Source organism: Sodalis sp. C49 (assembly GCF_046352915.1).
In the GTDB taxonomy this organism is placed as follows: Bacteria; Pseudomonadota; Gammaproteobacteria; order Enterobacterales; family Enterobacteriaceae; genus Acerihabitans.
The window spans coordinates 1,307,366-1,329,395 of the sequence record NZ_CP163303.1 but is presented as its reverse complement, the minus strand read 5'-3'; the positions used below and the strand labels follow the sequence as shown (position 1 = coordinate 1,329,395).

General features: G+C 58.6%; 26 protein-coding genes and 1 pseudogene. 7 read left to right on the top strand and 20 right to left on the bottom strand.

Translation table 11 applies throughout. The features are described from left to right. Nucleotides 1-79: 79 nt before the first annotated feature. The 4 genes from ABUK12_RS05880 (at nucleotide 80) to flgL (ending at nucleotide 4,920) form a co-directional block, all read left to right on the top strand. Nucleotides 80-1,144 carry a flagellar basal body P-ring protein FlgI gene (locus tag ABUK12_RS05880; protein ID WP_410016564.1) on the top strand — a complete coding sequence of 355 codons (1,065 nt, stop codon included), beginning with the start codon at nucleotides 80-82 and terminating at the stop codon, nucleotides 1,142-1,144. Next, nucleotides 1,144-2,118 (top strand): flagellar assembly peptidoglycan hydrolase FlgJ, encoded by a 975-nt coding sequence (flgJ, locus tag ABUK12_RS05875; RefSeq protein WP_410015400.1) that lies wholly within the window; start codon nucleotides 1,144-1,146, stop codon nucleotides 2,116-2,118. Before ABUK12_RS05880 ends, flgJ begins: the two co-directional genes overlap by 1 nt. 141 nt (nucleotides 2,119-2,259) lie before the next feature. Further along, nucleotides 2,260-3,906 carry a flagellar hook-associated protein FlgK gene (flgK, locus tag ABUK12_RS05870; protein WP_410015399.1) on the top strand — a complete coding sequence of 549 codons (1,647 nt, stop codon included), beginning with the start codon at nucleotides 2,260-2,262 and terminating at the stop codon, nucleotides 3,904-3,906. Nucleotides 3,907-3,954: 48 nt separating this feature from the next. Continuing rightward, nucleotides 3,955-4,920, top strand: coding sequence for a flagellar hook-associated protein FlgL (gene flgL / locus ABUK12_RS05865; RefSeq protein ID WP_410015398.1), 966 nt, complete (start codon nucleotides 3,955-3,957; stop codon nucleotides 4,918-4,920). 110 nt (nucleotides 4,921-5,030) lie between these two features. On the opposite strand, the gene fliR is transcribed toward flgL, so the two are convergent. From fliR to fliF, 13 genes and pseudogenes are all read right to left on the bottom strand, one after another. Beyond that, the gene (gene fliR / locus ABUK12_RS05860) at nucleotides 5,031-5,816 is read right to left on the bottom strand and encodes a flagellar biosynthetic protein FliR (RefSeq protein ID WP_410015397.1); all 786 of its coding nucleotides are present in this window, start codon (nucleotides 5,814-5,816) and stop codon (nucleotides 5,031-5,033) included. A 2-nt stretch (nucleotides 5,817-5,818) separates the two neighbouring features. After that, a complete protein-coding gene (gene fliQ, locus ABUK12_RS05855; protein WP_410015396.1) occupies nucleotides 5,819-6,088 on the bottom strand; it encodes a flagellar biosynthesis protein FliQ in 270 nt (89 codons plus the stop codon). 23 nt (nucleotides 6,089-6,111) lie between these two features. Next, entirely contained in the window at nucleotides 6,112-6,876 is a 765-nt protein-coding gene (gene fliP / locus ABUK12_RS05850) for a flagellar type III secretion system pore protein FliP (protein WP_410015395.1), read from the bottom strand. 29 nt (nucleotides 6,877-6,905) lie between these two features. Further along, a pseudogene (gene fliO / locus ABUK12_RS05845) lies at nucleotides 6,906-7,271 on the bottom strand (flagellar biosynthetic protein FliO); the annotation flags it as partial. Further along, nucleotides 7,272-7,691 carry a flagellar motor switch protein FliN gene (gene fliN / locus ABUK12_RS05840; RefSeq protein ID WP_410015394.1) on the bottom strand — a complete coding sequence of 140 codons (420 nt, stop codon included), beginning with the start codon at nucleotides 7,689-7,691 and terminating at the stop codon, nucleotides 7,272-7,274. Next, nucleotides 7,684-8,685, bottom strand: a complete 1,002-nt coding sequence (gene fliM / locus ABUK12_RS05835; RefSeq protein WP_410015393.1) for a flagellar motor switch protein FliM — start codon at nucleotides 8,683-8,685, stop codon at nucleotides 7,684-7,686. Before fliM ends, fliN begins: the two co-directional genes overlap by 8 nt. Before the next feature lie 5 nt (nucleotides 8,686-8,690). Beyond that, a complete protein-coding gene (gene fliL / locus ABUK12_RS05830; protein WP_410015392.1) occupies nucleotides 8,691-9,170 on the bottom strand; it encodes a flagellar basal body-associated protein FliL in 480 nt (159 codons plus the stop codon). 149 nt (nucleotides 9,171-9,319) lie between these two features. Continuing rightward, nucleotides 9,320-10,774: a flagellar hook-length control protein FliK gene (locus ABUK12_RS05825; RefSeq protein ID WP_410015391.1), complete on the bottom strand. Its 1,455-nt coding sequence runs from the start codon at nucleotides 10,772-10,774 to the stop codon at nucleotides 9,320-9,322. Continuing rightward, nucleotides 10,771-11,214, bottom strand: coding sequence for a flagellar export protein FliJ (gene fliJ / locus ABUK12_RS05820; RefSeq protein ID WP_410015390.1), 444 nt, complete (start codon nucleotides 11,212-11,214; stop codon nucleotides 10,771-10,773). Before fliJ ends, ABUK12_RS05825 begins: the two co-directional genes overlap by 4 nt. 18 nt (nucleotides 11,215-11,232) lie before the next feature. Continuing rightward, entirely contained in the window at nucleotides 11,233-12,594 is a 1,362-nt protein-coding gene (gene fliI, locus ABUK12_RS05815) for a flagellar protein export ATPase FliI (RefSeq protein WP_410015389.1), read from the bottom strand. Further along, a complete protein-coding gene (gene fliH / locus ABUK12_RS05810) occupies nucleotides 12,594-13,283 on the bottom strand; it encodes a flagellar assembly protein FliH (protein ID WP_410015388.1) in 690 nt (229 codons plus the stop codon). The genes fliI and fliH overlap by 1 nt, the downstream gene beginning before the upstream one ends. Further along, nucleotides 13,276-14,268 carry a flagellar motor switch protein FliG gene (gene fliG, locus ABUK12_RS05805; protein ID WP_410015387.1) on the bottom strand — a complete coding sequence of 331 codons (993 nt, stop codon included), beginning with the start codon at nucleotides 14,266-14,268 and terminating at the stop codon, nucleotides 13,276-13,278. Before fliG ends, fliH begins: the two co-directional genes overlap by 8 nt. Next, nucleotides 14,265-15,986 carry a flagellar basal-body MS-ring/collar protein FliF gene (gene fliF, locus ABUK12_RS05800; protein ID WP_410015386.1) on the bottom strand — a complete coding sequence of 574 codons (1,722 nt, stop codon included), beginning with the start codon at nucleotides 15,984-15,986 and terminating at the stop codon, nucleotides 14,265-14,267. The genes fliG and fliF overlap by 4 nt, the downstream gene beginning before the upstream one ends. Before the next feature lie 234 nt (nucleotides 15,987-16,220). Between fliF and fliE the strand changes: the two genes are divergently transcribed. Then, a complete protein-coding gene (gene fliE / locus ABUK12_RS05795; RefSeq protein WP_410015385.1) occupies nucleotides 16,221-16,532 on the top strand; it encodes a flagellar hook-basal body complex protein FliE in 312 nt (103 codons plus the stop codon). Between the two features lie 264 nt (nucleotides 16,533-16,796). Here fliE and lysM read toward each other — a convergent pair whose 3' ends face one another. Then, the gene (gene lysM, locus ABUK12_RS05790; RefSeq protein WP_410015384.1) at nucleotides 16,797-17,234 is read right to left on the bottom strand and encodes a peptidoglycan-binding protein LysM; all 438 of its coding nucleotides are present in this window, start codon (nucleotides 17,232-17,234) and stop codon (nucleotides 16,797-16,799) included. Between the two features lie 160 nt (nucleotides 17,235-17,394). Here lysM and ABUK12_RS05785 point away from each other — a divergent pair, with 160 nt between their 5' ends. After that, the gene (locus tag ABUK12_RS05785; RefSeq protein ID WP_410015383.1) at nucleotides 17,395-17,643 is read left to right on the top strand and encodes a hypothetical protein; all 249 of its coding nucleotides are present in this window, start codon (nucleotides 17,395-17,397) and stop codon (nucleotides 17,641-17,643) included. Nucleotides 17,644-17,673: 30 nt separating this feature from the next. Here the strand turns inward: ABUK12_RS05785 and ABUK12_RS05780 are convergent, their stop codons facing one another. After that, complete coding sequence (locus ABUK12_RS05780) at nucleotides 17,674-18,108, bottom strand: hypothetical protein (RefSeq protein ID WP_410015382.1); 435 nt, start codon at nucleotides 18,106-18,108, stop codon at nucleotides 17,674-17,676. 518 nt (nucleotides 18,109-18,626) lie between these two features. On the opposite strand from ABUK12_RS05780, the gene ABUK12_RS05775 reads away from it, so the two are divergent. Then, complete coding sequence (locus tag ABUK12_RS05775) at nucleotides 18,627-18,830, top strand: hypothetical protein (RefSeq protein ID WP_410015381.1); 204 nt, start codon at nucleotides 18,627-18,629, stop codon at nucleotides 18,828-18,830. A gap of 29 nt (nucleotides 18,831-18,859) precedes the next feature. Here ABUK12_RS05775 and ABUK12_RS05770 read toward each other — a convergent pair whose 3' ends face one another. The 5 genes from ABUK12_RS05770 to fliD all read right to left on the bottom strand — a co-directional run bounded on the left by ABUK12_RS05770 (nucleotide 18,860) and on the right by fliD (nucleotide 21,912). Continuing rightward, the gene (locus ABUK12_RS05770; RefSeq protein WP_410015380.1) at nucleotides 18,860-19,021 is read right to left on the bottom strand and encodes a YnfU family zinc-binding protein; all 162 of its coding nucleotides are present in this window, start codon (nucleotides 19,019-19,021) and stop codon (nucleotides 18,860-18,862) included. 144 nt (nucleotides 19,022-19,165) lie between these two features. Further along, the gene (locus ABUK12_RS05765) at nucleotides 19,166-19,420 is read right to left on the bottom strand and encodes a CsbD family protein (protein ID WP_410015379.1); all 255 of its coding nucleotides are present in this window, start codon (nucleotides 19,418-19,420) and stop codon (nucleotides 19,166-19,168) included. Between the two features lie 119 nt (nucleotides 19,421-19,539). Beyond that, entirely contained in the window at nucleotides 19,540-19,914 is a 375-nt protein-coding gene (fliT, locus tag ABUK12_RS05760; RefSeq protein WP_410015378.1) for a flagellar protein FliT, read from the bottom strand. 141 nt (nucleotides 19,915-20,055) lie between these two features. Beyond that, nucleotides 20,056-20,445: a flagellar export chaperone FliS gene (gene fliS / locus ABUK12_RS05755; RefSeq protein WP_410015377.1), complete on the bottom strand. Its 390-nt coding sequence runs from the start codon at nucleotides 20,443-20,445 to the stop codon at nucleotides 20,056-20,058. Nucleotides 20,446-20,484: 39 nt separating this feature from the next. After that, entirely contained in the window at nucleotides 20,485-21,912 is a 1,428-nt protein-coding gene (fliD, locus tag ABUK12_RS05750) for a flagellar filament capping protein FliD (RefSeq protein ID WP_410015376.1), read from the bottom strand. Nucleotides 21,913-22,030: the final 118 nt, after the last annotated feature.

The window sequence follows — 22,030 nt, the reverse complement described above, 5'->3', positions numbered from 1 at the left end:
CATGCGGATTTCAACTTTACCCTTACGGTTAACCGCCGCCATCGCCGGGCGGTATCTCGCCTGCGCGCTGGCGCTGGCAATGTGCCTACAACCGGCCGGCGCGGAGCGCCTGCGCGATCTGGTGGATATTCAGGGTGTTCGCGATAACCCCTTGATCGGCTACGGGCTGGTGGTGGGGCTGGACGGCACCGGCGACCAGACCACGCAAACGCCGTTTACCACCCAAAGTCTGACCAATATGCTTTCGCAGATGGGCATTACGGTCCCCAGCGGCACCAATATGCAGCTGAAAAATGTGGCCGCGGTAATGGTGACCGCCAATTTCCCGGCGTTTGCGCGCGCCGGCCAGAATATCGACATCGTGGTTTCGTCCATGGGATCGGCTAAAAGCCTGCGCGGCGGCACGTTGCTGATGACGCCGCTAAAGGGATCGGATAACCAGGTCTATGCCCTGGCGCAGGGCAATTTGCTGGTGGGCGGCTCGGGCGCCTCGTCCGGCGGCAGCAAAGTGCAAATCAACCAGCTGGCCGGCGGGCGCATTAACAACGGCGCGGTGATTGAGCGCGAGCTGCCCAGTACCTTCGGCGCCAGCCGCGTCCTGACGCTGCAGCTCAAGCAGGAAAATTTCAGCCTGGCGCAGCGCATCAGCGACGCCATTAACGGCCAGAACGGCATGGGGATCGCCCGCGCCCTGGATGCGCGCACCATCGAGCTGCAGATGCCGGCCAATAACAGCAGCCAGGTCCGTTTCCTGGCGCAAATCCAGGATATCAATATTGCCATGGGTGAGATGGATGCCAAGGTGATTATCAATTCACGCACCGGTTCGGTGGTGATGAACCGTAACGTGATGCTGGACACCTGCGCCGTGGCCCAGGGCAACCTGTCGGTGGTGGTGAATAACCAGCAAAACGTCAGCCAGCCGGATACCCCGTTTGGCGGCGGCCAAACGGTGGTGACCAATCAAACGCAGATTTCGGTTAACCAAAGCGGCGGCTCGCTGCAGCAGGTCACTTCCAGCGCCAGCCTGAACAACGTTATCCGTACCCTTAACTCCCTGGGCGCCACGCCCAATGACCTGATGTCGATTTTGCAGGCTATGCACAGCGCCGGGTGCCTCCAGGCGACGCTGGAGATCATCTGATGGAGCTTAACGCCACCACCGATTTTTCATCCGCCGCCTATGACGTCAAGTCGCTGCAAAAGCTGCATAACCAGGCGGCGCAGTCCTCGCCGCAGGCGCTGAATGCGGTGGCGAAACAGGTGGAGGGTCTGTTTGTACAGATGATGCTGAAAAGCATGCGCGCCGCGCTGCCCAAGGGCGGGGTATTCTCAAGCGACCAAACGGAACTGTTCACCAGCCTGTACGACCAGCAGATGTCCCAACAGCTCACCGCCAAGGGGCTAGGCCTGGCGGATATGATGGTTAAACAGCTTGGCGGTCAGAACGCCGCGGCGGAGGCGGCGAAAAATCCCGTTCCCGCAGCCCTTTCCCAGGCCGATACGCCGGTCAGCGCCAACGTCATCAACGCGCAATTTATGTCGCCCGCGCTGCTGGGAGAATACTGGCGACGCGATCGTCAGCAATCCGCGCCGGCGCCGGTGGCGGCAACGCCCGGCGGGGCAAGTTTTACCGAACGCCTGTCGATCCCGGCGATGATTGCCAGCCGGCAAAGCGGCATTCCCCATCACCTGATTATGGCGCAGGCGGCGCTGGAATCAGACTGGGGCAAGCGGGAAATTCCCGCCGGCGACGGCAAGACCAGCTTCAACCTGTTCGGCATCAAAGCGTCCGACGACTGGCAGGGCAAGACCACCACCATCACCACGACGGAATACCAGAACGGCCAGGCGGTGAAGGTGCAGCAGAAATTCCGGGTCTATGACTCCTACCTGGACGCCCTGGGCGACTATATTCATGTCCTGACGGACAACCCGCGTTATCGCGAGGTGGTGAACGCCGTCCAGCCGGAGGCCGGGGCCTATGCGCTGCAGCGCGCCGGCTATGCCACCGATCCGGCCTACGCCGCCAAGCTTATCCGGATTATCACCCAATTGAAGCACGGCGCCCAGGAGGCGGCCAAATCTTATGGTAGCGATCTGGGCGGGCTGTTCTAGGCGAGCGGGGGCGCGTGGTTTTTTTGCCACGGCGCTCAAGTTTGTCCCGGTGCGGACGATATAGATATATAGATATAAAGGGTGGAGCGCGCCGTCGCAGGTGAACCGGGCGTCATCGTCTCCCCGGCATAAGGAAAAACGATGTCCAATACGTTAGTGAATATTGCCTCCAGCGGCATCCAGGCCGCGCAGGCCGCGCAGAACGCGGTGGCGAACAACATCAGCAATGTGTACGTCCCGGGTTATAATCGCCAGACTGCGCAGCTGTCGGAAAAACTGACCAGCGGCATTTCCGGCAACGGCGTCTCGGTGACCGGCGTCAGCCGCGCTTATGATTCCCTGGTGGTGAACCAGCTGCGCTCCGCGTCGTCCACTTATGCCGCCTCCAGCAGTTATTACGACCAGATTTCGCAAATCAACACCCTGCTGTCGAACACCGACAGCGATCTGTCCACCATGGTCAGCACGTTTTTCAGCAGTATCCAGTCGCTGAGCAGCAACGCGCAGGACAACGCGGCGCGCCAGACGGTGATCAGCAGCTCGCAAAGCCTGGTCAACCAGTTTAAAAGCGCCAACACCTATCTGCAGAATATGGACGACGGCATCAATCAGCAGCTTTCCTCCAGCGCCGATCAGATCAACGTTTACGCCAAGCAAATCGCCAATCTTAACGATCAAATCGTGCGCCAGGGCGGGGGCGACACGTCCAATGCCCTGCTGGATCAGCGCGATCAACTGGTCAGCGAGCTTAACGGCATCGTCGGGGTAACGGCCAGCGTCCAGGATAATAATTCGGTTAACCTGACCTTCGGCAACGGCCTGACGCTGGTGCAGGGCAGCAGCGCCTACCAGGTCAAGGCGGTGACGTCAAGCGCCGACCCGTCGCGCAGCACCCTTGCCTACGACCGTGGCACCGGCACCCCCAGCGAAATTGATGAAAAAAGTCTGACCACCGGCAGCGTCGGCGGTTTGCTCAGCTTCCGCTCCGGCGCCCTGGACGATGCCCGCAACCGGCTCGGCCAGATTGCCCTGGGACTGGCCGGCAGCTTTAATGAGACGCATAAACTCGGTGTTGATCTTAACGGCGATGCCGGTGAGGATTTTTTCAGCTTCAGCGACCCTACCGTCAGCGCCAACAGCAAAAATACCGGCACCGCGGTGATGACCGTCACCTACAGCGATACCAGCGCGGTCAAGGCCAGCGATTATAATGTCAAATATTCCGGCGGCGCCTGGCAGGTAACGCGCGCCAGCGACGGTGCTGCCGTCGCCCTCACGCCCGCGCCCGTCACCGACGCCGCGGGCAATACCACCATGAGTTTCGACGGGCTTAGCGTCGCCATCAGCAGCGGGGCGGCGAGCAACGATAAATACACTATCAATACCGTCAGCAATGTCATCAACAGCCTGAACGTGGCGATTACCGACCCGGCCAAGATTGCCGCCGGTCTCGACGACAGCGCCGGCGGTGAAAGCGACAACCGCAACGCGAAGGCGCTGCTGGCGCTGCAAACCACCAAAGTGATCGGCGGAACGGCGACGATCAGCACGGCCTACGCGACGCTTGTGAGCAATATCGGTACTAGTACCAGCAACGCCGACGTGACCAGCACCGCGCAATCCAATATCGTCGATCAACTGACCGAGCGGCAACAATCCATCTCGGGCGTTAACCTGGATGAGGAGTATATCGACCTCACGCGTTATCAGCAGTATTACCAGGCCAATGCCAAAGTGCTCAATACCGCCAGCGATGTGTTTAATTCGCTGTTGTCGGCGCTCAGTTAAACGGCCCGCGGGCCACTCATTTACGTCTAAGCGGAAAGGATAAACACCATGCGTTTAAGTACCAGCATGATTTATCAGCAGAATCTGAACAGCATTACCAACGCCTACGGCAAATGGCAGGCCACCGGCACCCAGTTGGCCACCGGCAACCGGGTGAATTCCCCGGCCGACGATCCCATCGCCGCATCGCAGGCGGTGGCCGTCAACCAGATGCAGGCGCAGGGTGCGCAATATTCCGCGGCGCGCAGCACATCCGAGGCCAGCCTGTCGCTGGAGAGCACCGTGCTCGATCAGGTGACCACCGCGATCCAGGGTATCCAGACGCTGCTGGTGCAGGCCGGGGACGGTACCCAGGGCGATTCGGACCGGCAGTCGCTGGCGACCAAGCTGCAATCCTATAAGGATCAGCTGCTGACGCTGGCCAATACCCAAGATTCCAACGGCAACTATATGTTCGCCGGCTACAAGACCGAGACCGCGCCATTTGTGCAAGATGCCGACGGCAACGTCACCTACGTCGGCGGCACCGAGCCGGTCAGCCAGGACGTGGATTCGAGCCGCACCATGACTATCGGCGATACCGGCAAGACGGTTTTTGACAGTCTGGCCGCCGGTTATACCGTCGAACCGGACAGTACTGCCAGTGAAACCAACGTATTCAATTCCATCAACCTGGCGCTGAACGCGTTGAACACGCCCCAGGACGACGCGGATGACGCCACCCGCGCCCAGTACACCGCCGATATGGCCAAGGCCCAGCGCGGCATGGCCAACTCGCTGGATAACGTCTTGTCGGTGCAGTCGTCGACAGGCAGCAAACTCAATGAACTGGACACGCTCGATACCATCGGCACCGATCGGACCACTATCTATACCACCCGGCTTAACGATTTGATTGGCGCGGACCCCTACCAGGTGATTTCCGATTACAGCAAACAGCAGGTGGCGCTGCAGGCGTCCTACGCCACGTTTAACGCCATGCAGAAGCTGTCGCTGTTCCAGACCAATCAATAACCAGGCACCAAACCCGTCCGGTGGCTCTGGCGGGTAATTTTGGGCGGGTAATCATGTGTGCCGGCCCTGTTGGTATGCCATTCGGGTAACGACGGATGGCATACCTTTTTTTATCCCTTGGGCATTTCCGCCAGGATATCCGCCAGCAAATCGAAGGTTTCCCCCATCAGTTTTTCACTGTAGGGCGCCAGCAGCGGCAGCAGCAGGCCGAAGGTGAGGATGCCGATGGTCAGGGTGAGCGGAAAACCCACCACAAACACGGTCAGCTGCGGCGAAACGCGGTTCAGCAGGCCGAGCGCGATATTCAGCGTCAGCAGCAGCGTAATCATCGGCAGGGCCAGCATCAGGCCGTTGATAAAAATCATGCCGGCGGCGCGGCATAACGCCATAAACGCGTTGGCGTTCAGCGGCAGGCCGGATACCGGCAGGGAATGGAAGCTGTCCGCCAGCAGTGAAAGCATCCACAGATGGCCGTTCAGGCTGGTGAACACCAGCAGGGAGAGCAGATTAAGCAATTGCGCCAGCACCGGCATATTCAGGCCGCTGGCCGGGTTGAAAAAGGTGGCGAAGGACAGCCCCATCTGCAGACCTATCACTTCGCCGGCCATGCGGATGGCGGCAAAAGCAAACTGCATGGTCAGCCCCAGCGCGGTGCCAATCAGGATTTGCTCCGTCGCCAGCCAAAACCCGGCGATGGAAAACAACGGCGTGTTGATGGGCGGCAGGCCGGGCGACAGCACCAGGGTCACCATCAGGCCCAGGCCAAGCTTGACGCGCGCAGGAATGATTTTTTCGCTAAACAGCGGCGCGGTGCCGATAAGCGCCAGGATACGCACCAGCGGCCAGAAATACTGGCCGATCCAGAACGCGAGCTGCGTGGTATCCAGTTGCAGCATCGTCAGCCGGCGAGCGCGGGCAGGCTGGTGAACAGCGTGCGCATATAGTCCAGGATCAGGTTGAGCATCCAGGGACCGGCAATCACGATGGTGGCCACCACCGCCAGTATTTTGGGGATAAACGATAACGTCATTTCATTGATCTGGGTGGCGGCCTGCAGCAGGCTGATGATAAGGCCGCTGAACAGGGCGGCCATCAGCAGCGGGGCGGCCAGCGCCAGCGCCACTAAAATTGCCTCGTGGCCCAGAGCCATTACCGATTCCGGCGTCATAATCTTGCCTGTCTTGTTAAGGGTTAAGTATAGAAACTCTGCGCCAGAGAACTCAGCAGCAGCTGCCAGCCGTCCACCAGCACAAATAACATGAGTTTAAAGGGCAGGGAGATGGTGGCGGGCGGCACCATCATCATGCCCAGCGCCATCAGTACGCTGGCGACCACCAAATCGATAATCAGGAAGGGAATAAAAATGGTAAACCCGATCTGAAAGGCGGTTTTCAACTCGCTGGTGACATAAGCCGGCAGCAGGATGCGCATGGGCACCGCTTCCGGGCCATCGAGCGGCGGCGCCTTGGCCAGCCGGGCAAACAGGGCCAGATCCGCTTCGCGCGTCTGGCGCAGCATAAAGGCGCGCAGCGGCTGCGCCCCTTTTTCCAGCGCGGCCTGCATGCTGATTTTGTTTTCGCTTAACGGCAAGTAGGCTTCGTCGTAAATGGTATTGAATACCGGCGCCATAATAAAAAAAGTCAGGAACAGCCCCAGCCCCAGCAAAACCTGGTTGGGGGGCGCGGAAGGCGTGCCGATGGCGCTGCGCAGCAAGCCCAGCACGATAATGATGCGCGTAAAGCAGGTCATCATCAGCAGCGCGGCCGGGATAAAGGTCAGCGAGGTAAGGAATACCAGCGTCTGCACCGGCAGCGACCAGTTTTGCCCGCCGCCCGCCAGCGGCTGGCTGATAATGCCGGGCAGTTGCGCCCAACCGCACGGGGCGACGGCCAGCAGCGCCAGCCCAAGAACGATAAGCCGGCCGTTTCCGGGCCGGCAGAGACACAACCTGTTCATCGGGCGTTCCCAGTCCTTTGCATCACCTGGCGCAGCCGCTGGCGAAAGTCCGGCGGCGCAACGCCGTTGTCCGTGGCGTCGGGCGGCGCGGGCAGGGTATGCAGCGGTGTAATCTGCTGCGCGGTAACCCCCAGCACCAGCCAGGTGCCCTCGACCTCCACCATCACCACGCGCTCACGCTGGCCCAGGGAGCAGCTGGCCAGTATTTTCAGCCGTTGCGATTGCCTTGCCGCGGGCGCCAGGCCCAGCTTACGCACCACCCAGGCGCCGAGGAGGATAACCAGCAGGATGGCGCCCAAGGCGCCCGCTACCTGGGTAAGGGCGCCCGCGCCGTTAAATTCATGGGCGGCGGGAGGCGAGGCGTGGGCCGTGACGAGGGGCTGGGCGGCGGTCATTTAGCGGCTCAACCGGCGCATGCGTTCGGAGGGCGTAATGATATCGGTAATGCGCACGCCGTATTTATCCGCCACCACCACGACCTCGCCCTGGGCAATCAGATAGCCGTTGATCAAAATATCCAGCGGCTCGCCGGCCAGGCCGTCCAGCGCCACCACCGAGCCCTGCGACAGCCGCAGCAGTTCCTTGATGGTCATTTTGGTCCGTCCCAGCTCAACGGTAAGCTTGACCGGGATATCCATAATCATATCGATATCCTGCAAGGGGCCGGCATTATCCTCGGCGGTCAACTGGTGGAAAATACCGTCGGTGGATGCCGGTGATTCCTTGCCGGCGGACTGCTGCTCGTCGAATGCCTCCGCCCACAGATCGTCGGCGGACGGCGTATCTGCGCCGGACGGATTCTTAGGGTCACTCATCGGGCTGTTCCTCATTAAGGGAGTTCAATACGGGGTTAATAAGTTGTTTTACGCTGAGCGCGTACTGACCGTTCAGGGTGCCGTAGGTACTGGTCAGCACCGGCACGCCGTCCACATGGGAAATCAGGTAATCGGGTTTGTCGATTGGCAGCACGTCGCCGGGCGCCAGTTTGAGGATTTCCGACAACCGCAGCGAGACCTCGGCAAAATTCGCCACCAGCTCCAACTGCGTATGCTGGACCTGCTTCACCAGGTTTTCCCGCCATCCCTGGTCTTCCACCCGGGAATATTCGAGCGGCGGATTGGTCAGCAGTTCCCGTAACGGTTCAATCATGGAAAACGGAATGCAGATATAGAATTCGCCCACCATCGAGCCGATTTCCACATGAAACGGCGTGGTGACCACGATATCGTTAGGCGAGGTGGTGATATTGGTGAATTTCACCTGCATTTCGGCGCGCACGTATTCCACATGCAGCTTATAGATGGCGTTCCAGGCGTCTTCATAGCCGTCCAGCGCCAGTTTCAGCATGCGGCGGATCACCCGCTGCTCGGTATGGGTGAATTCCCGGCCCTCGACCTTGATGGGAAAACGGCCGTCGCCGCCGAACAGGTTATCGACCGCGATAAACACCAGGCTGGGCGAAAACACCAGCAGGGCGGTGCCGCGCAGCGGTTTGAGGTGGATAAGGTTCAGATTGGTGGGCACCGGCAGGTTACGGGCGAAATCATGATAAGGCTGGATCTTGATGGCGCCGACGGTAATATCCGGGCTGCGCCGCAACAAGTTAAATAATCCCATGCGAAACGAACGCGCAAAACGTTCGTTGATGATTTCCAGCGCCTGCAGCCGTTCGCGCACCACCCGCCGCTGGGTATTGGGATTATAGGGTTTGACATCGTTTTCAATACCCGCGCTGACCGGCTGCTGTTCACCGTCGTCGCCATTGAGCAGCGCATCGATTTCGGCCTGGGATAATATGCTATCGCCCATGATGTTCAGCGCAGGATAAAGGCAGTGAAAAGGACATCATTCACAACGGGCCGAGGCTGGCCCGCCACCAAGGGTTCACTCAAAGTCAATTTAATCTGCTCGACCAACTGCTGTTTACCCTTATCATTTGCCAGCGCCTCCGCGTCCTGGCGGGACAGCAGCAGCAGCATGCGGCTGCGTACCGTCGGCATAAAATCAATCATCGCCTTGCGTGTGGGTTCGTCGGGCAGGCGCAGCGTCAGGCCGATGTAGAGCACGCGATCGGGATCGTTGGCCGGATTGACCAGGTTAACGGTGAACGTGTCCAGCGATAAAAATATCGGTATCGGCGCCACGGGCGCCGGGGCCTCCAAAGCTGTCTGACCGGGCAGGCGATGCTGCCACCAAAGGTAACCCGCCGCGCTGCCAGCAGCCAGGGCAATGACCACCAGGGCCATCAGCCATTTTGATTTTTTCCGAGCCGAAGGAAGCACATTTTGTGACATAACGATTAGGTATTCCTGTAAGCGTGACGGCATTTTTCCATGGCGACTGCCGTAAAATGCCGGTTATTGACGGTAATTATCCCGTCTCCCGCGTAATTCAATAGCGCGAATAGGCGCGGTAATTTGCCTTAACTTGCCCGTTTGCAGCATCAGGCGAAGGTATCTATGCCGGCGGCGCGACGGCCGGTGGTCTCGGGCGCAACAACGCCGCTGGCGTTCCCGGCGACGGCGTCAATGGTGAATCCCGATGCCGCGCGGGCATTGCCTGCGGCCTCTTGCCCGGCGCCGCCCCAATTGGGCGTGGCATCGCTGCCGACGCTGCTCTGGCCCAGATGGATACCGCTTTCAGCCAGGGAGGCGCGCAGCTGCGGCAGGGCGTCTTCCAGGGCGGAACGCACCTGGCTATGTCCCGAGGCCAGATGGATTTGCGCCTGGTTGTTGCCGTCCATGCGCAGGCTGATCTGCAGGGCGCCCAGATTGTCCGGGTGTAAACGCAGCTCGGCGTTCTGCTGGCCGTTGCGCAACTGCATTAATACCTGCTGGCCGATGGCCTGGCGCCATTCGTCGCTGCCAAGCTGGGCGCTGATAAGCGCGGGGGCAGGTGCTGCGGGGGTGGTGACGGCCGCATCGGCGGCGCTCAGCGTAGGTGTGACCGGCGCCGTGGCGCCAGGCATGGAAACGTCGGACAGGACGCCGGTGGTTTTTTTCAGGAGCAGGGCAGTGACGGCCGCCGGGTCGGTCCCTTCGTTAGCGCTATCGGTGCCGGCGGCGATCGCCGGATTGACCGGCGAGCCGGTCGCGGCGGTGGCGGCCGGCGGCGGTAATCCCGCATCGGCGACGGGCGATGGCTTGCCCTTGGTCGCCGTGGCGGCGGGGACGGTTTTCAACTCAGGCGCCGTGGCGTCGACGGTCTTGGCGGAAACGAAACCCGCCACCAGGGCTGCCGGCGACGTCAACGGCGGCGTCGCGGCGGCGTCGTCCGGGGTGATAACGGTATTCTGCGCGTTGTCCGCCGTGGCGGCGGCGTTATTCGTCCCGACGCTCGGGGCGGCGGCGTTTTCGGCCTGGGCCAGTGGCACCGTCGCCACGGCCATGTCGCTGTTCTGGGCGGCAGCGGCGCTCAAGGCGGCAGCGGCGCTATCGGTATTAGCGGTGACGCCGGCGGCGGCCACGGACGTGTCAGCAACCGTCGGGCGGGTCAATGCCAGCAACGCCATCAGGGCGGCGGCGTCGCTGTTCAGGACCGGGTCCGCTTCCTGTGCCGTCGCCGCCGGCATGGCGGCTGGCGCGGTGGCGGTATCGCCGGCGGATGGCGGCAACGTCTCGTTCACGGCGCCGGCCGGGACATCGCCGGTCAGCTTGGCCGCCAGCTTTTCCGCCAGCAGGTCGGGACGTGCCGGTTCGGCCGTGGTCGCGACGGGAGCGTCCTCTGCGGCGTCGGCCTGGGCGCTGCCGGCGTCGGCTGCCGGCGCCGGCCGCTGGCGGTCGTTAACCTTGCCGCTCAGCATGGCGCTGAAATCCGGGGCGGCGTTGCCGGTGTTTTTAGCGCCGTTGCCGCCGGCCGTATCCTGCATGGAAGCAATGTCACTGACTGCGACTATCATGAGTGTTTCCTCGCGCACGCCCGTTGGGCGAACTCATCCATTCGTTTTTGATCCTGGCGGTTATCATGCGCCAGCTGAAGCTGTTGATGACGCGTATGCAACGTCACCAATGCGTTAAGGCGCTGATGTTTGTTCTGCCAGACCTGAACCGCCTGCTGCAGCCGCAGGCTCCATTGTTCCAGCAGGGTGCGGTGCTGTTCGATGGCGGTTTCCAGCGTGATGATAAACTGCTGATAGTTGTACCAGCTGGCCGAAGCCATGCCTTCGGTCATGCCGCGCTGTAGTTTCTGCCGGTATTCCCGTTCATATTCCTGTAGCTGCTCCAGCTGTTTACGGGCCAGTTGATGGGATTGGCGGATTTGCCCCAGGCGGATCGCCGCCTTGTCCAGTTCTTCTTTTGCCCGTTCGCGCAAAACGTCCAGCGGTGCATTACTTTTCATTGATCCTCGTTAACCGGCTTAACTGAATAATCCCTGCAATTGCTCGCAGGCCGACAGATATTCGCAACGCTGATGCATGTCCTGCTGTAAAAAAGCCTCGATGGCCGGATAAAGCGCGATGGCGCGATCGAGCTGCACGTCGCTGCCGGCGGCGTAGGCGCCGACGCTGATTAAATCCCGGTTGCGCTGGTAACGCGACAGCAGTTGCTTAAACTGCCTGACCAGCGTTTCCTGCGCCGCGGGCACGATGGCGGTCATGGCGCGGCTAATGGAGGCCTCGATGTCGATGGCCGGATAATGGCCGGCCTCGGCCAGCTGGCGCGATAGCACGATATGGCCGTCAAGTATGGCGCGCGCGGCGTCGGCGATGGGATCCTGCTGGTCGTCGCCCTCGGTCAGCACGGTATAGAAGGCGGTAATGGAGCCGCCGCCGCTGATACCGTTGCCGGCGCGCTCCACCAGCGCGGGCAGGCGCGCGAACACCGACGGGGGATACCCTTTGGTGGCCGGCGGCTCGCCGACCGCGAGGGCGATTTCACGCTGCGCCATGGCGTAGCGGGTCAGGGAATCCATGATCAGCAGGACATGGCTGCCGCGATCGCGGAAATCCTCGGCGATGCGGGTGGCGTAGGAGGCGCCCTGCATGCGCAGCAGGGGCGACACGTCCGCCGGGGCGGCGATAACCACCGAGCGCGCCAGGCCCTCCCGGCCCAGGATATTGTCGATAAAATCCTTCACTTCGCGTCCGCGCTCGCCGATAAGCCCCACCACGATCACATCGGCCTGGGTATAACGCGCCATCATGCCCAGCAGTACGCTTTTACCTACGCCGGAGCCGGCAAAAAGCCCCATACGCTGACCGCGCCCGACGGTAAGCAGGGCATTGATGGTGCGCACGCCGACGTCGAGCACATCGTAAATCGGCGTGCGCTGCAGCGGATTGACCGGCGCAGTGTTCAATGACGCGCGGTAGCCGGTATCCGGCAGCGGCAATCCGTCCAGCGGCTTGCCGCTGCCGTCCAGCACGCGGCCAAGCAGGGCGGTGCCGAGCGGCAGCTGCTTGCCGTTCTGGCCGTCTGCGCGCCGGCGCGCATAGACGCGCGCGCCCGGCACAATGCCTTCCACTTCCTCAAGCGGCATCAGGAACAGCTTATCGCCGTTGAAGCCAACGACCTCGCAGTCGATTTCCTCGACCATGCCGGCGTCGCCCTGGCGCTCAATCAGGCAGGGCGCGCCCAGAGGCAACTGCAGGCCGGTGGCTTCCATAATCAGGCCGGTAGCGCGGGTCAGCCTGCCGTAATGCCTGATCTGCGGCGTGGCGGACAAACGTTGCTCCAGCGTATCCATGGCGTCCAACCAGCGGCCCAGACGGGTGGCCATTAGACGTCTCCCGGCGCGGCCAGGCGGCATAGTTCATGCCAGCGGGTGGCGAGACTGGCGTCGATATCGCCCTCCGGCGAGGTGACTTTACAGCCGCCGGGATGCAGTTCGTCGTCGGGGATCAGCCGCCAGCCGTGCAGTTTCAGTGTCGCGCCCAGATGCTGTTCCACCAGCGCCACCTGTGCCGGATGCACGCGCAGCTGCGGTTTGCCGCTCAGGAGCGGCTCCTGCTGCAGTAAACGCTGGATAAGGCGCAGCATGGCGTCGCCGCCGCCGGCCGGCTCCTGGCCCAACACCTGGCGGGCGGCGGTCAGCGCCAGCTGTGCGAGCCGTTCGGCCACCACGGTGTCAAGGGAGTCAAGGGAATGCTGGAACTCGTTGACCAGCATTTGCATTTGCGCGACGGCGGGCTGCTGGTCGCGCTGTATCTGCAGCAGGCCCTCCTCTTGCCCGGCGCGCAGCCCGGCCTGGTAACCTTCCTGCTGCCCCTGTTTAACGCCTTCCGCGTAACCGCTGCGGTGCGCTTCCTGTTTGGCCTGGTTGCGCAGGGCGTTGATTGCCGCCTGCTGGATCTGCGTATCGTCCGCCTGGGCGTCCAGTGCGATCGGCAGCATGTCCGCCGGCACCGGACTTGCCAGGTCGTTTAATGCCCAAGGGCGCCAGGGTAAGTGGTTAAATGCATCAGACATACGTATCCTCTCCGCCACCGATCGCCATTTCGCCGCTTTCCGCCAGGCGGCGGACAATCAGCAAAATCGCCTTTTGTTCGTTCTCTACCTGCGACATACGTACCGGGCCGCGGGTGGCCAGATCGTCGCGCAGGATCTCGGCCGAGCGCTGCGGCATATTGCGCAGGAACTTCTCGCGCAACGGCGGCTGGGCATTTTTCAGGGCAATCAGCAGGGACTCCGATTCCACTTCTTGCAACAACCGCTGGATGCTGCGGTCGTCCACGTCCACCAGATTTTCGAACAGGAACATTTCGTCGATGATTTTTTGCGCCAGTTCGTGGTCGTAGCCGCGTACCGCTTCTATGACGGATTCTTCCTGCTGCGTTTTCATCAGGTTGATAATCTCGGCCGCGGTGCGCACGCCGCCCATTTTGCTGCGTTTCAGGTTCTGGCCGTCCAGCAGGCCGTTCAGTACCTCGGTCAACTCCGCCAGCGCGGCCGGCTGCACGCCGCCGAAGGTGGCGATACGCAGCATGACGTCGTTGCGCAGTTTTTCGTCAAACAACGCCAGGATATCGGCGGCCTGCGAGCGCCGCAGGTGGACCAGAATGGTGGCGATAATCTGTGGATGCTCTTCATGGATTAAATCCGCCGCATTCTGCGGCTCCATAAAGTTGAGGGTTTCCATGCCGGTGGTGGTTTCGCGGGTTTCGAGGATATCCTCCAGCAGGCTGGAGGCGCGTTCCTCGCCGAGCGCCTTGATAAGCACAGTGCGCAAGAAATCGCCGGCATTCACGCTGAGCGCGGCATACTGCTCGGACTCGGCTTCGAACTCTTTCAGCACCTCCAGCAGTTCCTGATGTGAGGTCTGGTGCATATTGGCCATGGCGCTGCTCAACTGCTGCACTTCCCGGGCCGACAGATGTTTGAAAACCTCCGCCGCCCGGTCTTCGCCCAGGGTCATCAATAACACGGCGCTTTTTTCGGTTCCGGTCATGCTCATTGTTCGCTGCTCATCCATTGGCGGATAACTAACGCCACGATACGGGGATCCTGATCCGTCATATCGCGGATTCGTTGGGTACGCGCCTCGGTGTTTTCCCGCTGCTGCGCCCGTTTCTGATCTTCTTGCTGATCGCGGCTGAGCCTGACCACCACATCCTCGGCGGCGGGGGCTGCCGACGCCGTCGCGCCTGCGCCCGCCGCCTTCACCGGCGCCTCGGGTTTAACCCGAAGCAGCGGTTTAACCAGCTTACGCCATAGGATCCATGCCACCAGCAGCACCAGCAGCCAGCGTCCCGCGGTCAACAGGCTGTCGAAGAAGGACGCCTGCTGCCAGAACGGCAGCACGCCGCCATTGTCTTCGGTGGTGACAAACGGCGTATTCACCACGTTAAGACTATCGCCGCGATCGGCGGAGAACCCCATCGCCTCGCGGGTTAAATCCTCAATCTGCTTGATCTGGTCCGGCGTAAGCGGCGTGCCGGGCTTACCGGCCTCGCCGGGCAGGTAGTTGACCACCACCGCCACTGATAGACGCTGCAAGTTACCCTCGCTGCGTTTTACATGCACTACCTTATGATCCAGCTCATAATTGATGGTTTCATCATGCCGGGTATTGGACGGTGTGGCGGTGGCCTTGGACTGGGCGGCGTTTTGCCCGCTGACGCCGGCGCGGGCGCCAGGCGCGGTAGTCTGGCCGTTAGTATTGGCCACCGGCGGCTTATCAATGGGGGCCACGGCGGTGGGGGCCGGTTGGTTGGATAACGCGCCGGGCACGCCGCCCAACGGCGAACCGCCCAATTGCTCGCTTTGCGCCACCTGTTTGGAGCGAATGGCCGAGTTATCGTCGCGCCCGTTCGGCTGATACTGTTCCTCGGTCTGTTCGTGGCTGTCGAAATCGATTTGCGCCGTCACCTGGGCATGCACGTTGGCGCTGCCCACCACCGGCGCCAGAATGGTTTCGATGCGGCGCTGGTAGCGGTTTTCCAGCTCATTGTTGAATTTCAGCTGGGTCGCGTTCAGCGCGCGGCCGTTGGCGTCGGCTTGGGTCAACAGATGCCCCTGCTGATCCAATACCGTGACGCTTGCCGGCGGCAAACCGGCCACGCTGCTGGAGATCATATAGACGATGGCGTTAACCTGGCCGTCATCCAGCGCGCGGCCCGGCTGCAGGTTCAGGGTCACCGACGCGGAGGGGTTTTTCTGTTCACGCACAAACAGCGACGGCTTAGGCAGCGCCAAATGCACCCGCGCCGACTGTACCGGTCCCAGGGTTTCGATGGTGCGCGCCAGCTCGCCTTCCAGCGCCCGCTGGTAATTGATCTGCTCGCTGAACTGGCTGATGCCGAATTTTTCCTGATCAAGCAGCTCGAAGCCCACCGAGCCGCCCTTCGGCAGGCCGAGGCTGGCCAGTTTCAGGCGGGTTTCATGCACCGACTCGCTCGGCACCAGCACGGCGGTGCCCTGTTCGGTAAAACGGTAGGGGATATTCATCTGCGTCAGCTGCGCGACGATATCGCCGCCGTCGCGATCGCCGAGATTACTGTACAGCACCCGATAATCGGGGCTTTTTGCCCATAGTGCCAGTACCACCACAACCGCTATCATCGCGGCGGCGGCAATTGCCGCGGATATTTTAGGATGGCTGCGCAGCCGCTCCAGCATCGGCATGAACGGATTCTTGCCCTGTCCGGTAGAACCGTTTTTAACCGTACTCATCGCATCATTCCGCCATGAGTTGAACGGTATTGCTTAATCGCTGATAACAAATCACTCTCCCTGCGGTGCTTAACGGGCATAGCCGGCGGTCATCATATAAATGTGGATGCCATTATTTGCCTTTAGCAACACAATCGATGGCTGAAATAACCGGGTGTTTTAGCGTTATTTAGCGCCTTAGGCCGCCAAGGGTTCTGCTAAGGTAGCAGCCAACGTTAAAATTGAGGAAACGTCATGGCTATTCAGGGGATTGAATCAGCGGTTCAACAACTGCAGCAGGCCGCCAGGGCTGCGGGCGGCGTTAGCGAAGCCCCCGAGTCCGGCGGCGGTTTTGCCGGCATGCTCAGCGCTGCGCTGGATAAAACCAGCGATACGCAAAACCAGGTTCGCGTCCAGTCGGAAGCCTTCGCCACCGGCAATTCGGCTTTAGGACTCAATGATGTGATGGTGGATATGCAAAAATCTTCCATTTCGTTGCAAACCGCCGTCCAGGTGAGAAATAAAATGGTGGCGGCCTATCAGGACATCATGAACATGTCCGTGTAGGGGCACTGACGTACTGATAGTAATGTCCATTCCCTCACGCTGTTTCTCCATGGGGCATGGGTGGGGCAAAGAACGATAATGTCAGATGACGTGTTGTCCCGCGCGTGTATGGCGGTCAATGGGGGTGAATACAACAGGCAATGCGGGTTCAACGAACTAAAGAACCCGGATAAATTCATCCCTCAAAAGAGGGCCTGGCGGTTTCCTGCTCTCAGGTCATGGCGTTAGGGTTGCCCCGAATATAACGGTTAGCCACGCAGCCGGTTATTTTGGAATACGCAAAACCTGACCGGGGTAGATTTTATCGGGGTGGGAGAGCATAGGTTTATTGGCTGCGAAAATTTTGTTGTACTCGTTGGGAGTCCCGTAAACCTGCTTTGAGATGGCGCTTAATGTGTCGCCTTTCTTGACGGTATAGAGTTCCGATTGGGGGACGTTATCGACCGCGGTAACGTTGTCTTCCACTTTCGTGATCCCGGCAACATTGCCAGCAGCGATAAGAATTTTTTCTTTAAGCTCTTGTGAAATCCCGGCACCGGTAGCTGTAACCGTATCACCGTTGACTTTGACCTCAACTTTATCACTGCCTGGCAATCCCAGCTTGCTGATGTGTTCTTGCAGTTTCTTGTTCGCATCATCACTATTACTGACGGCATCCCATAATTTTTCGCCTGCTTCTTTGACAAAACTGAAAAGGCTCATGATTAACTCCTTTGCTTGTGTTGAAAACTGATATTGCCCCTTGGAATATTAATATTAGTTTAAATATCCGATTTTGCATCCTAAAGCCCAGCGCCCGGACATTGGACAATCATCTATCGCCGCGCCGTCAGGCGTTCCTCAGTTAAAAGGGCGCCGAGGTGTGAGCGTGCTGATTGATAGTGGCAGCACGGTCGAGGATTCAGACAAACTGAGTGCTAATGTGCCTATACCCTATGACCGCAGTGTCATAGCCGGGGTAACTGTTGCGGTAAATGATGCTTATTTTATTATCCGTTGCAACGCCCTAGAGGGCCAATGCGGCATGATTGCATCTGCCCAGCCGCTCTGCCCGTTCCATGCCGATGAGGAAATTAATAACATTGATCCACTCCTTACAATATTACATTGAAACGTCGCCCCAGGGCGGCTGAATCAGGTATCACAACTTGATGACAATTTTCCCACTCATTTTATTTATCTTCACGCGCTTAGCTCTGAAAATAAATGTGATGTAGGGAATCACAACTTTCCGCCATAGCGGTGTCTTTCTGTAGGATATTGAAAGTATTGAAATATGTTCTTGAGTGACGATTTTTTGAATGATATCTGTTCCACGCTGATCAAGGAGATGCGACTCAAAAGAAACAGTCTCATAACCGTCGGCCTTGAGCTTTTTTAAAATACTACGCAAAGAGCTATAAATCGCTGCTGATTTAGCGCGATTCCTTGGCGTCTTGCAAGGAATTAAATGCAAACCAACATCTTTTTTGCGCTTATTCGTGTATCTGAAACGGCCGTAACTCCCGATGGTCAACCAAGACCAAACATAACAACACCCAAGTAAACCCAGCAAAGTAATAAATACGTAATTCATATATTTCCCCTTATTCGTTTAATAGCTTATCGGCAACCAGAATAAAAAGGTTACGAGAATAACTGGCTAAACCAGATTGGGAGGCCATTACGTCGGTTTACCGGGGGATTGTTGTCTTTAAGATAAATAGGCTCTGTTCATGGCGTCAATGCAGGCACTCTGCGTTCTACGCGCGCATGCGCATGTCAATGACGGCCCAGGCGGTCGCTCCGTGGGTTAACGTTGTATTGGTGGTAATGATTCCTGCATGGAAGAGAAGGGGCAATATGCCTTTCGTAGCACGTTGAAGGGAGCTGCTACGAAAACGATTAAAGCGATCGGCATAGATTTTGTTAAGAAATTTTGCTGAAAAAACGTACTTATACGCAGACAGGCCAAAAAACGGATTTTATCCATCATGACTCTATTCGCCTGGCGCCGTTGTGTGCCGTCATATCCCCTGCGCCGTTATTCATTCTCTGTTCATTTTTCTGCAACATTACGCCGGCAAAATGATAAAGAGAAAATAGGAGACGGCGATGACAATACCCGCAGAGGCGTTGCGGCACACCCATGATACGGTAAGTCTGTTGATAGGCCAGGCCAGCCTGGCGCTCCACCGGCGCGGCGCCAAGATTCATCCGGCCGCCATCATGGCGTACCTGGCCGCCGAGCAGGAGCGGGAAAGCGACGAAACCCGGCGTTTTTTTATCGGCGTGGCGATAGGGTTGCTCGCGGTATAGCGCGGGCGAATTTCTCAATAGGGCAAAGCCTATTTGTCTTTCGGCAGAAAATAGTGACCGCATTTGGGACAAACTAACGTGATGTTTTTGCGTACTTTTTGGGCGGGTTGCTGGGTTGCGTTGCCGCATTCCGGGCACGTGACTTTAACTGAAGTACTGCCGAACGCCTTAAGCGCATCAAGGATAGACATAATAATCGCCGCGGCTATAAAGAGACGATGATGATAACACTTCGCCACCCGTATAGCTCTTGCTGCTTTTACAACCGCGGGCTTACCGCGACACCGGGCAACCGCATGTGGGACACGCCGTCGCCCGGCGCCAACCGGGCAGAATCAATGACGGCGATGGCCTAAAATTTTAGCCAGCAGGAAACCCACGCCGCTGGCAATCAGCAGCGCCGGAATCGGATCATTGACGGTTTTTTCTTTAATCTGATCAATACAGTCGTTCACGCTGTAAGACGCCTGCGCGGCGCGTTTACGCAGTTTCCCTTCCAGATGGAGCGCGTTGTCCCCGGTAGCACGGCCGAATTCTTCCTGGCCCTTGCCCGCAATTTCTTCCGCTTTATCTTTGGCTCTATCAAACATTGTTATCATCCTTATTGAGTGTTCACCCTGTAAATATAGGCGAAAATGACAATTTTGCCTCCCACGTGGGCCTGGACGCATTTTTTAGGATGATTCCCGCCTGATATCGTCGCAGGCGGTTATTTTTTTATCTCACCCGGCAGCATCGACGCCCGATCGGAAAACTTATGGTAGGCCGAGTTAATGGATTGCTGACGGTTTGACTGGCCGATGAGCTCTTTCAACTGATCAAGGCGTGATTGAAGCAATTGATTTACTTCATGTTCATTTTTCAGCAACTGCTGTAATACCAAGGCAATATTATCCTGGATAACGGTGGAAAGTGGATTTTCCAACAAAGAATTCAGTTCGGCGATCTTGGCCACCGCCTGAACATATTTTTCTTCAATATAGACCAAGGCATCCCATTCTGACTGACGGGCCATCGACAACATATTTTCGCTTAGCGCAAGAATTTGCTGATAATGGGCTAAAAGAGAAGGGCAAGCATCCATTATGGCTATCCTAGTAGGTATCGGACATATAAATTGGGTTAATTCTGCTCATTTCCTAGCTATTTTTATCACACACCCTGACGTGTCGGGATAACCATTATTAGAAACGAAACATGAATCTGATAATCAGAATATTCCTCATTAAGGTTGCGGGCCGCCCGGGGAAATATGCTTCCAGGCATCGGCGATCCCGGTGAGCATCAGACGGATTTCCTGCAGCAGGTCGCGATCGTTATGCAGATTGACCTGGATAAGCTGTCGGCAGAAGTAATCATACAGACCGGCCAGGTTATGGCTCAGTTCGCCGCCGTTTTCCATATCCAGACCCATTTTCAGTCCGTTATCAATAATCTCAATCGCTTTGGACAGTGCATTGCCTTTGGCGGCGATATTGCCCTGCGCCATGAAGATGTCCGCTTTCGCCAGGGCGCTGAGCGCCCCGTCAAATAACAAGGTGATAAGCTTATGCGGGCTGGCGCTCATGACGCTGCTCTGCAAGCCCACGACGGCATACGCATGTGAACCGTACATTGTTACTATCCTTCTCCCAGAAATTTACGCCCGCGGCAATCAGTTGCTGCTGGATGATATGTTAGAAATGGCATCAAACTGCTGGGTTAAATACGTCGCGGTATTGTTCAGCGACGAAACCAGCACGTCCAGTTGGGTAAACTGTTTTTTATAGCGGGCAATATTATTGGTGATGCTGGTCTGAACCTGGGTGTACTGCTTGTTCAGTCCGGTCAGCACGTCGGCCAGGCTGTCCTTGGTATCACTGATGGTGCCGCTGTCCTCGGTGAACGAGGTGACAATGGACGACATTTGGGTCGCCATTCCGGTGGTTTTGCCGTCGCCGGCGAAAAAGCCCGCCACCTGCGATGGATTGTCCGCCAGGTTTTTGACCAGTTTGGCCTCATCGGTGGCCAGGGTGCCGTCTTTATTCAGCGTGATGCCGACCTGGCTTAACGCCTTGATGCCGTCGTTGCTCTGGCCCGCGCCCAGCACGCTGCGCAGCTGATTTTTTACCGACGTCAAAACACTGTCGCTTAACAGAACCCCATTGCTGGCGTCCGGCGCAGTGCCGGCCGTTACGGGGGTATATTTTGTTAGCGTGGTAAAGGTGGTTTGCAGGGTGTTATACGCCGAGACCCAATCCTCGACGGCTTTGGTTGAATCGGTGGCGCTCTGGCGCACTATCAGGTTCTGTGCGGTGGTATTTTCCGCCGTCAGGGTCAGGGTAACGCCCTGGGGCACGTCGGTAATGGTGTTGCTGCTGCGTTCGACGGCGATACCGTTCAGCGTTAGCTTGGCGTTCTGAGCCGTCACGGCGGCATTCATGCCGGCGGCGGTTTTATCGGCGTCGGTGCCGTTGCTGTCGTAGCCCAGGATGCCGTTCAGGGTAGCGTCGCCGGTGACGCTCATGGTGACATTGGATGAGGTACCGGTGGTGTTGGACGTGACGACCAGCTGGTAACCGCTGTCCCCGGACTGGACGATACTGGCGGTGACGCCGGCGTTGGCCTTATTAATGGCGTCGCGCACTCCGCCGAGTGTGGTTTGCGCGTCGGTCAGGGGAATGGCCACGGCCTTGCCGCTGCCCACCTGAATGCTGAGGCTACGGGTGGTGCTGCTGGCGCCGATAAGCGAGGTGGTATCGGTAAACACTTGTTTGGTGGCCAGCGACTGCGCCGTCGCCAGTTGGGTAACCTTAATGCTATAGCTGCCGCTGGCCGCCGTGTCGCCCGCCGTCGAGGTAAACCCATCGGTGGTGCTGGTCACTTTTTTAGTATAAAGCGTGTTATCGGACAGGGCCTTGGTGGCGGTATTAAAGGTTTCCAGCGCGGTTTGCAGCGTACTGTAGGCCGCCACTTTGGCATTGATATTGGTCTGCTTGTTGGTTATCGGTGTTAACCGCTTGTTTTCGTCGGTGGTTAACGTATCCAGCAGGGTGCTTAGGTCCAGGTTGGACCCGACGCCGAGTGAACTGATGTTGGTCATGTTGCTCTCCTGATAATTACGCGGTAGGCGAAGCGGTTATCGGCACCGGCGGCAAGAAGTTTACCGCGATTTTTGCAGCGTCATGGGGGGTAGAGGAGAAAAGAAGGGGGTTAATTCC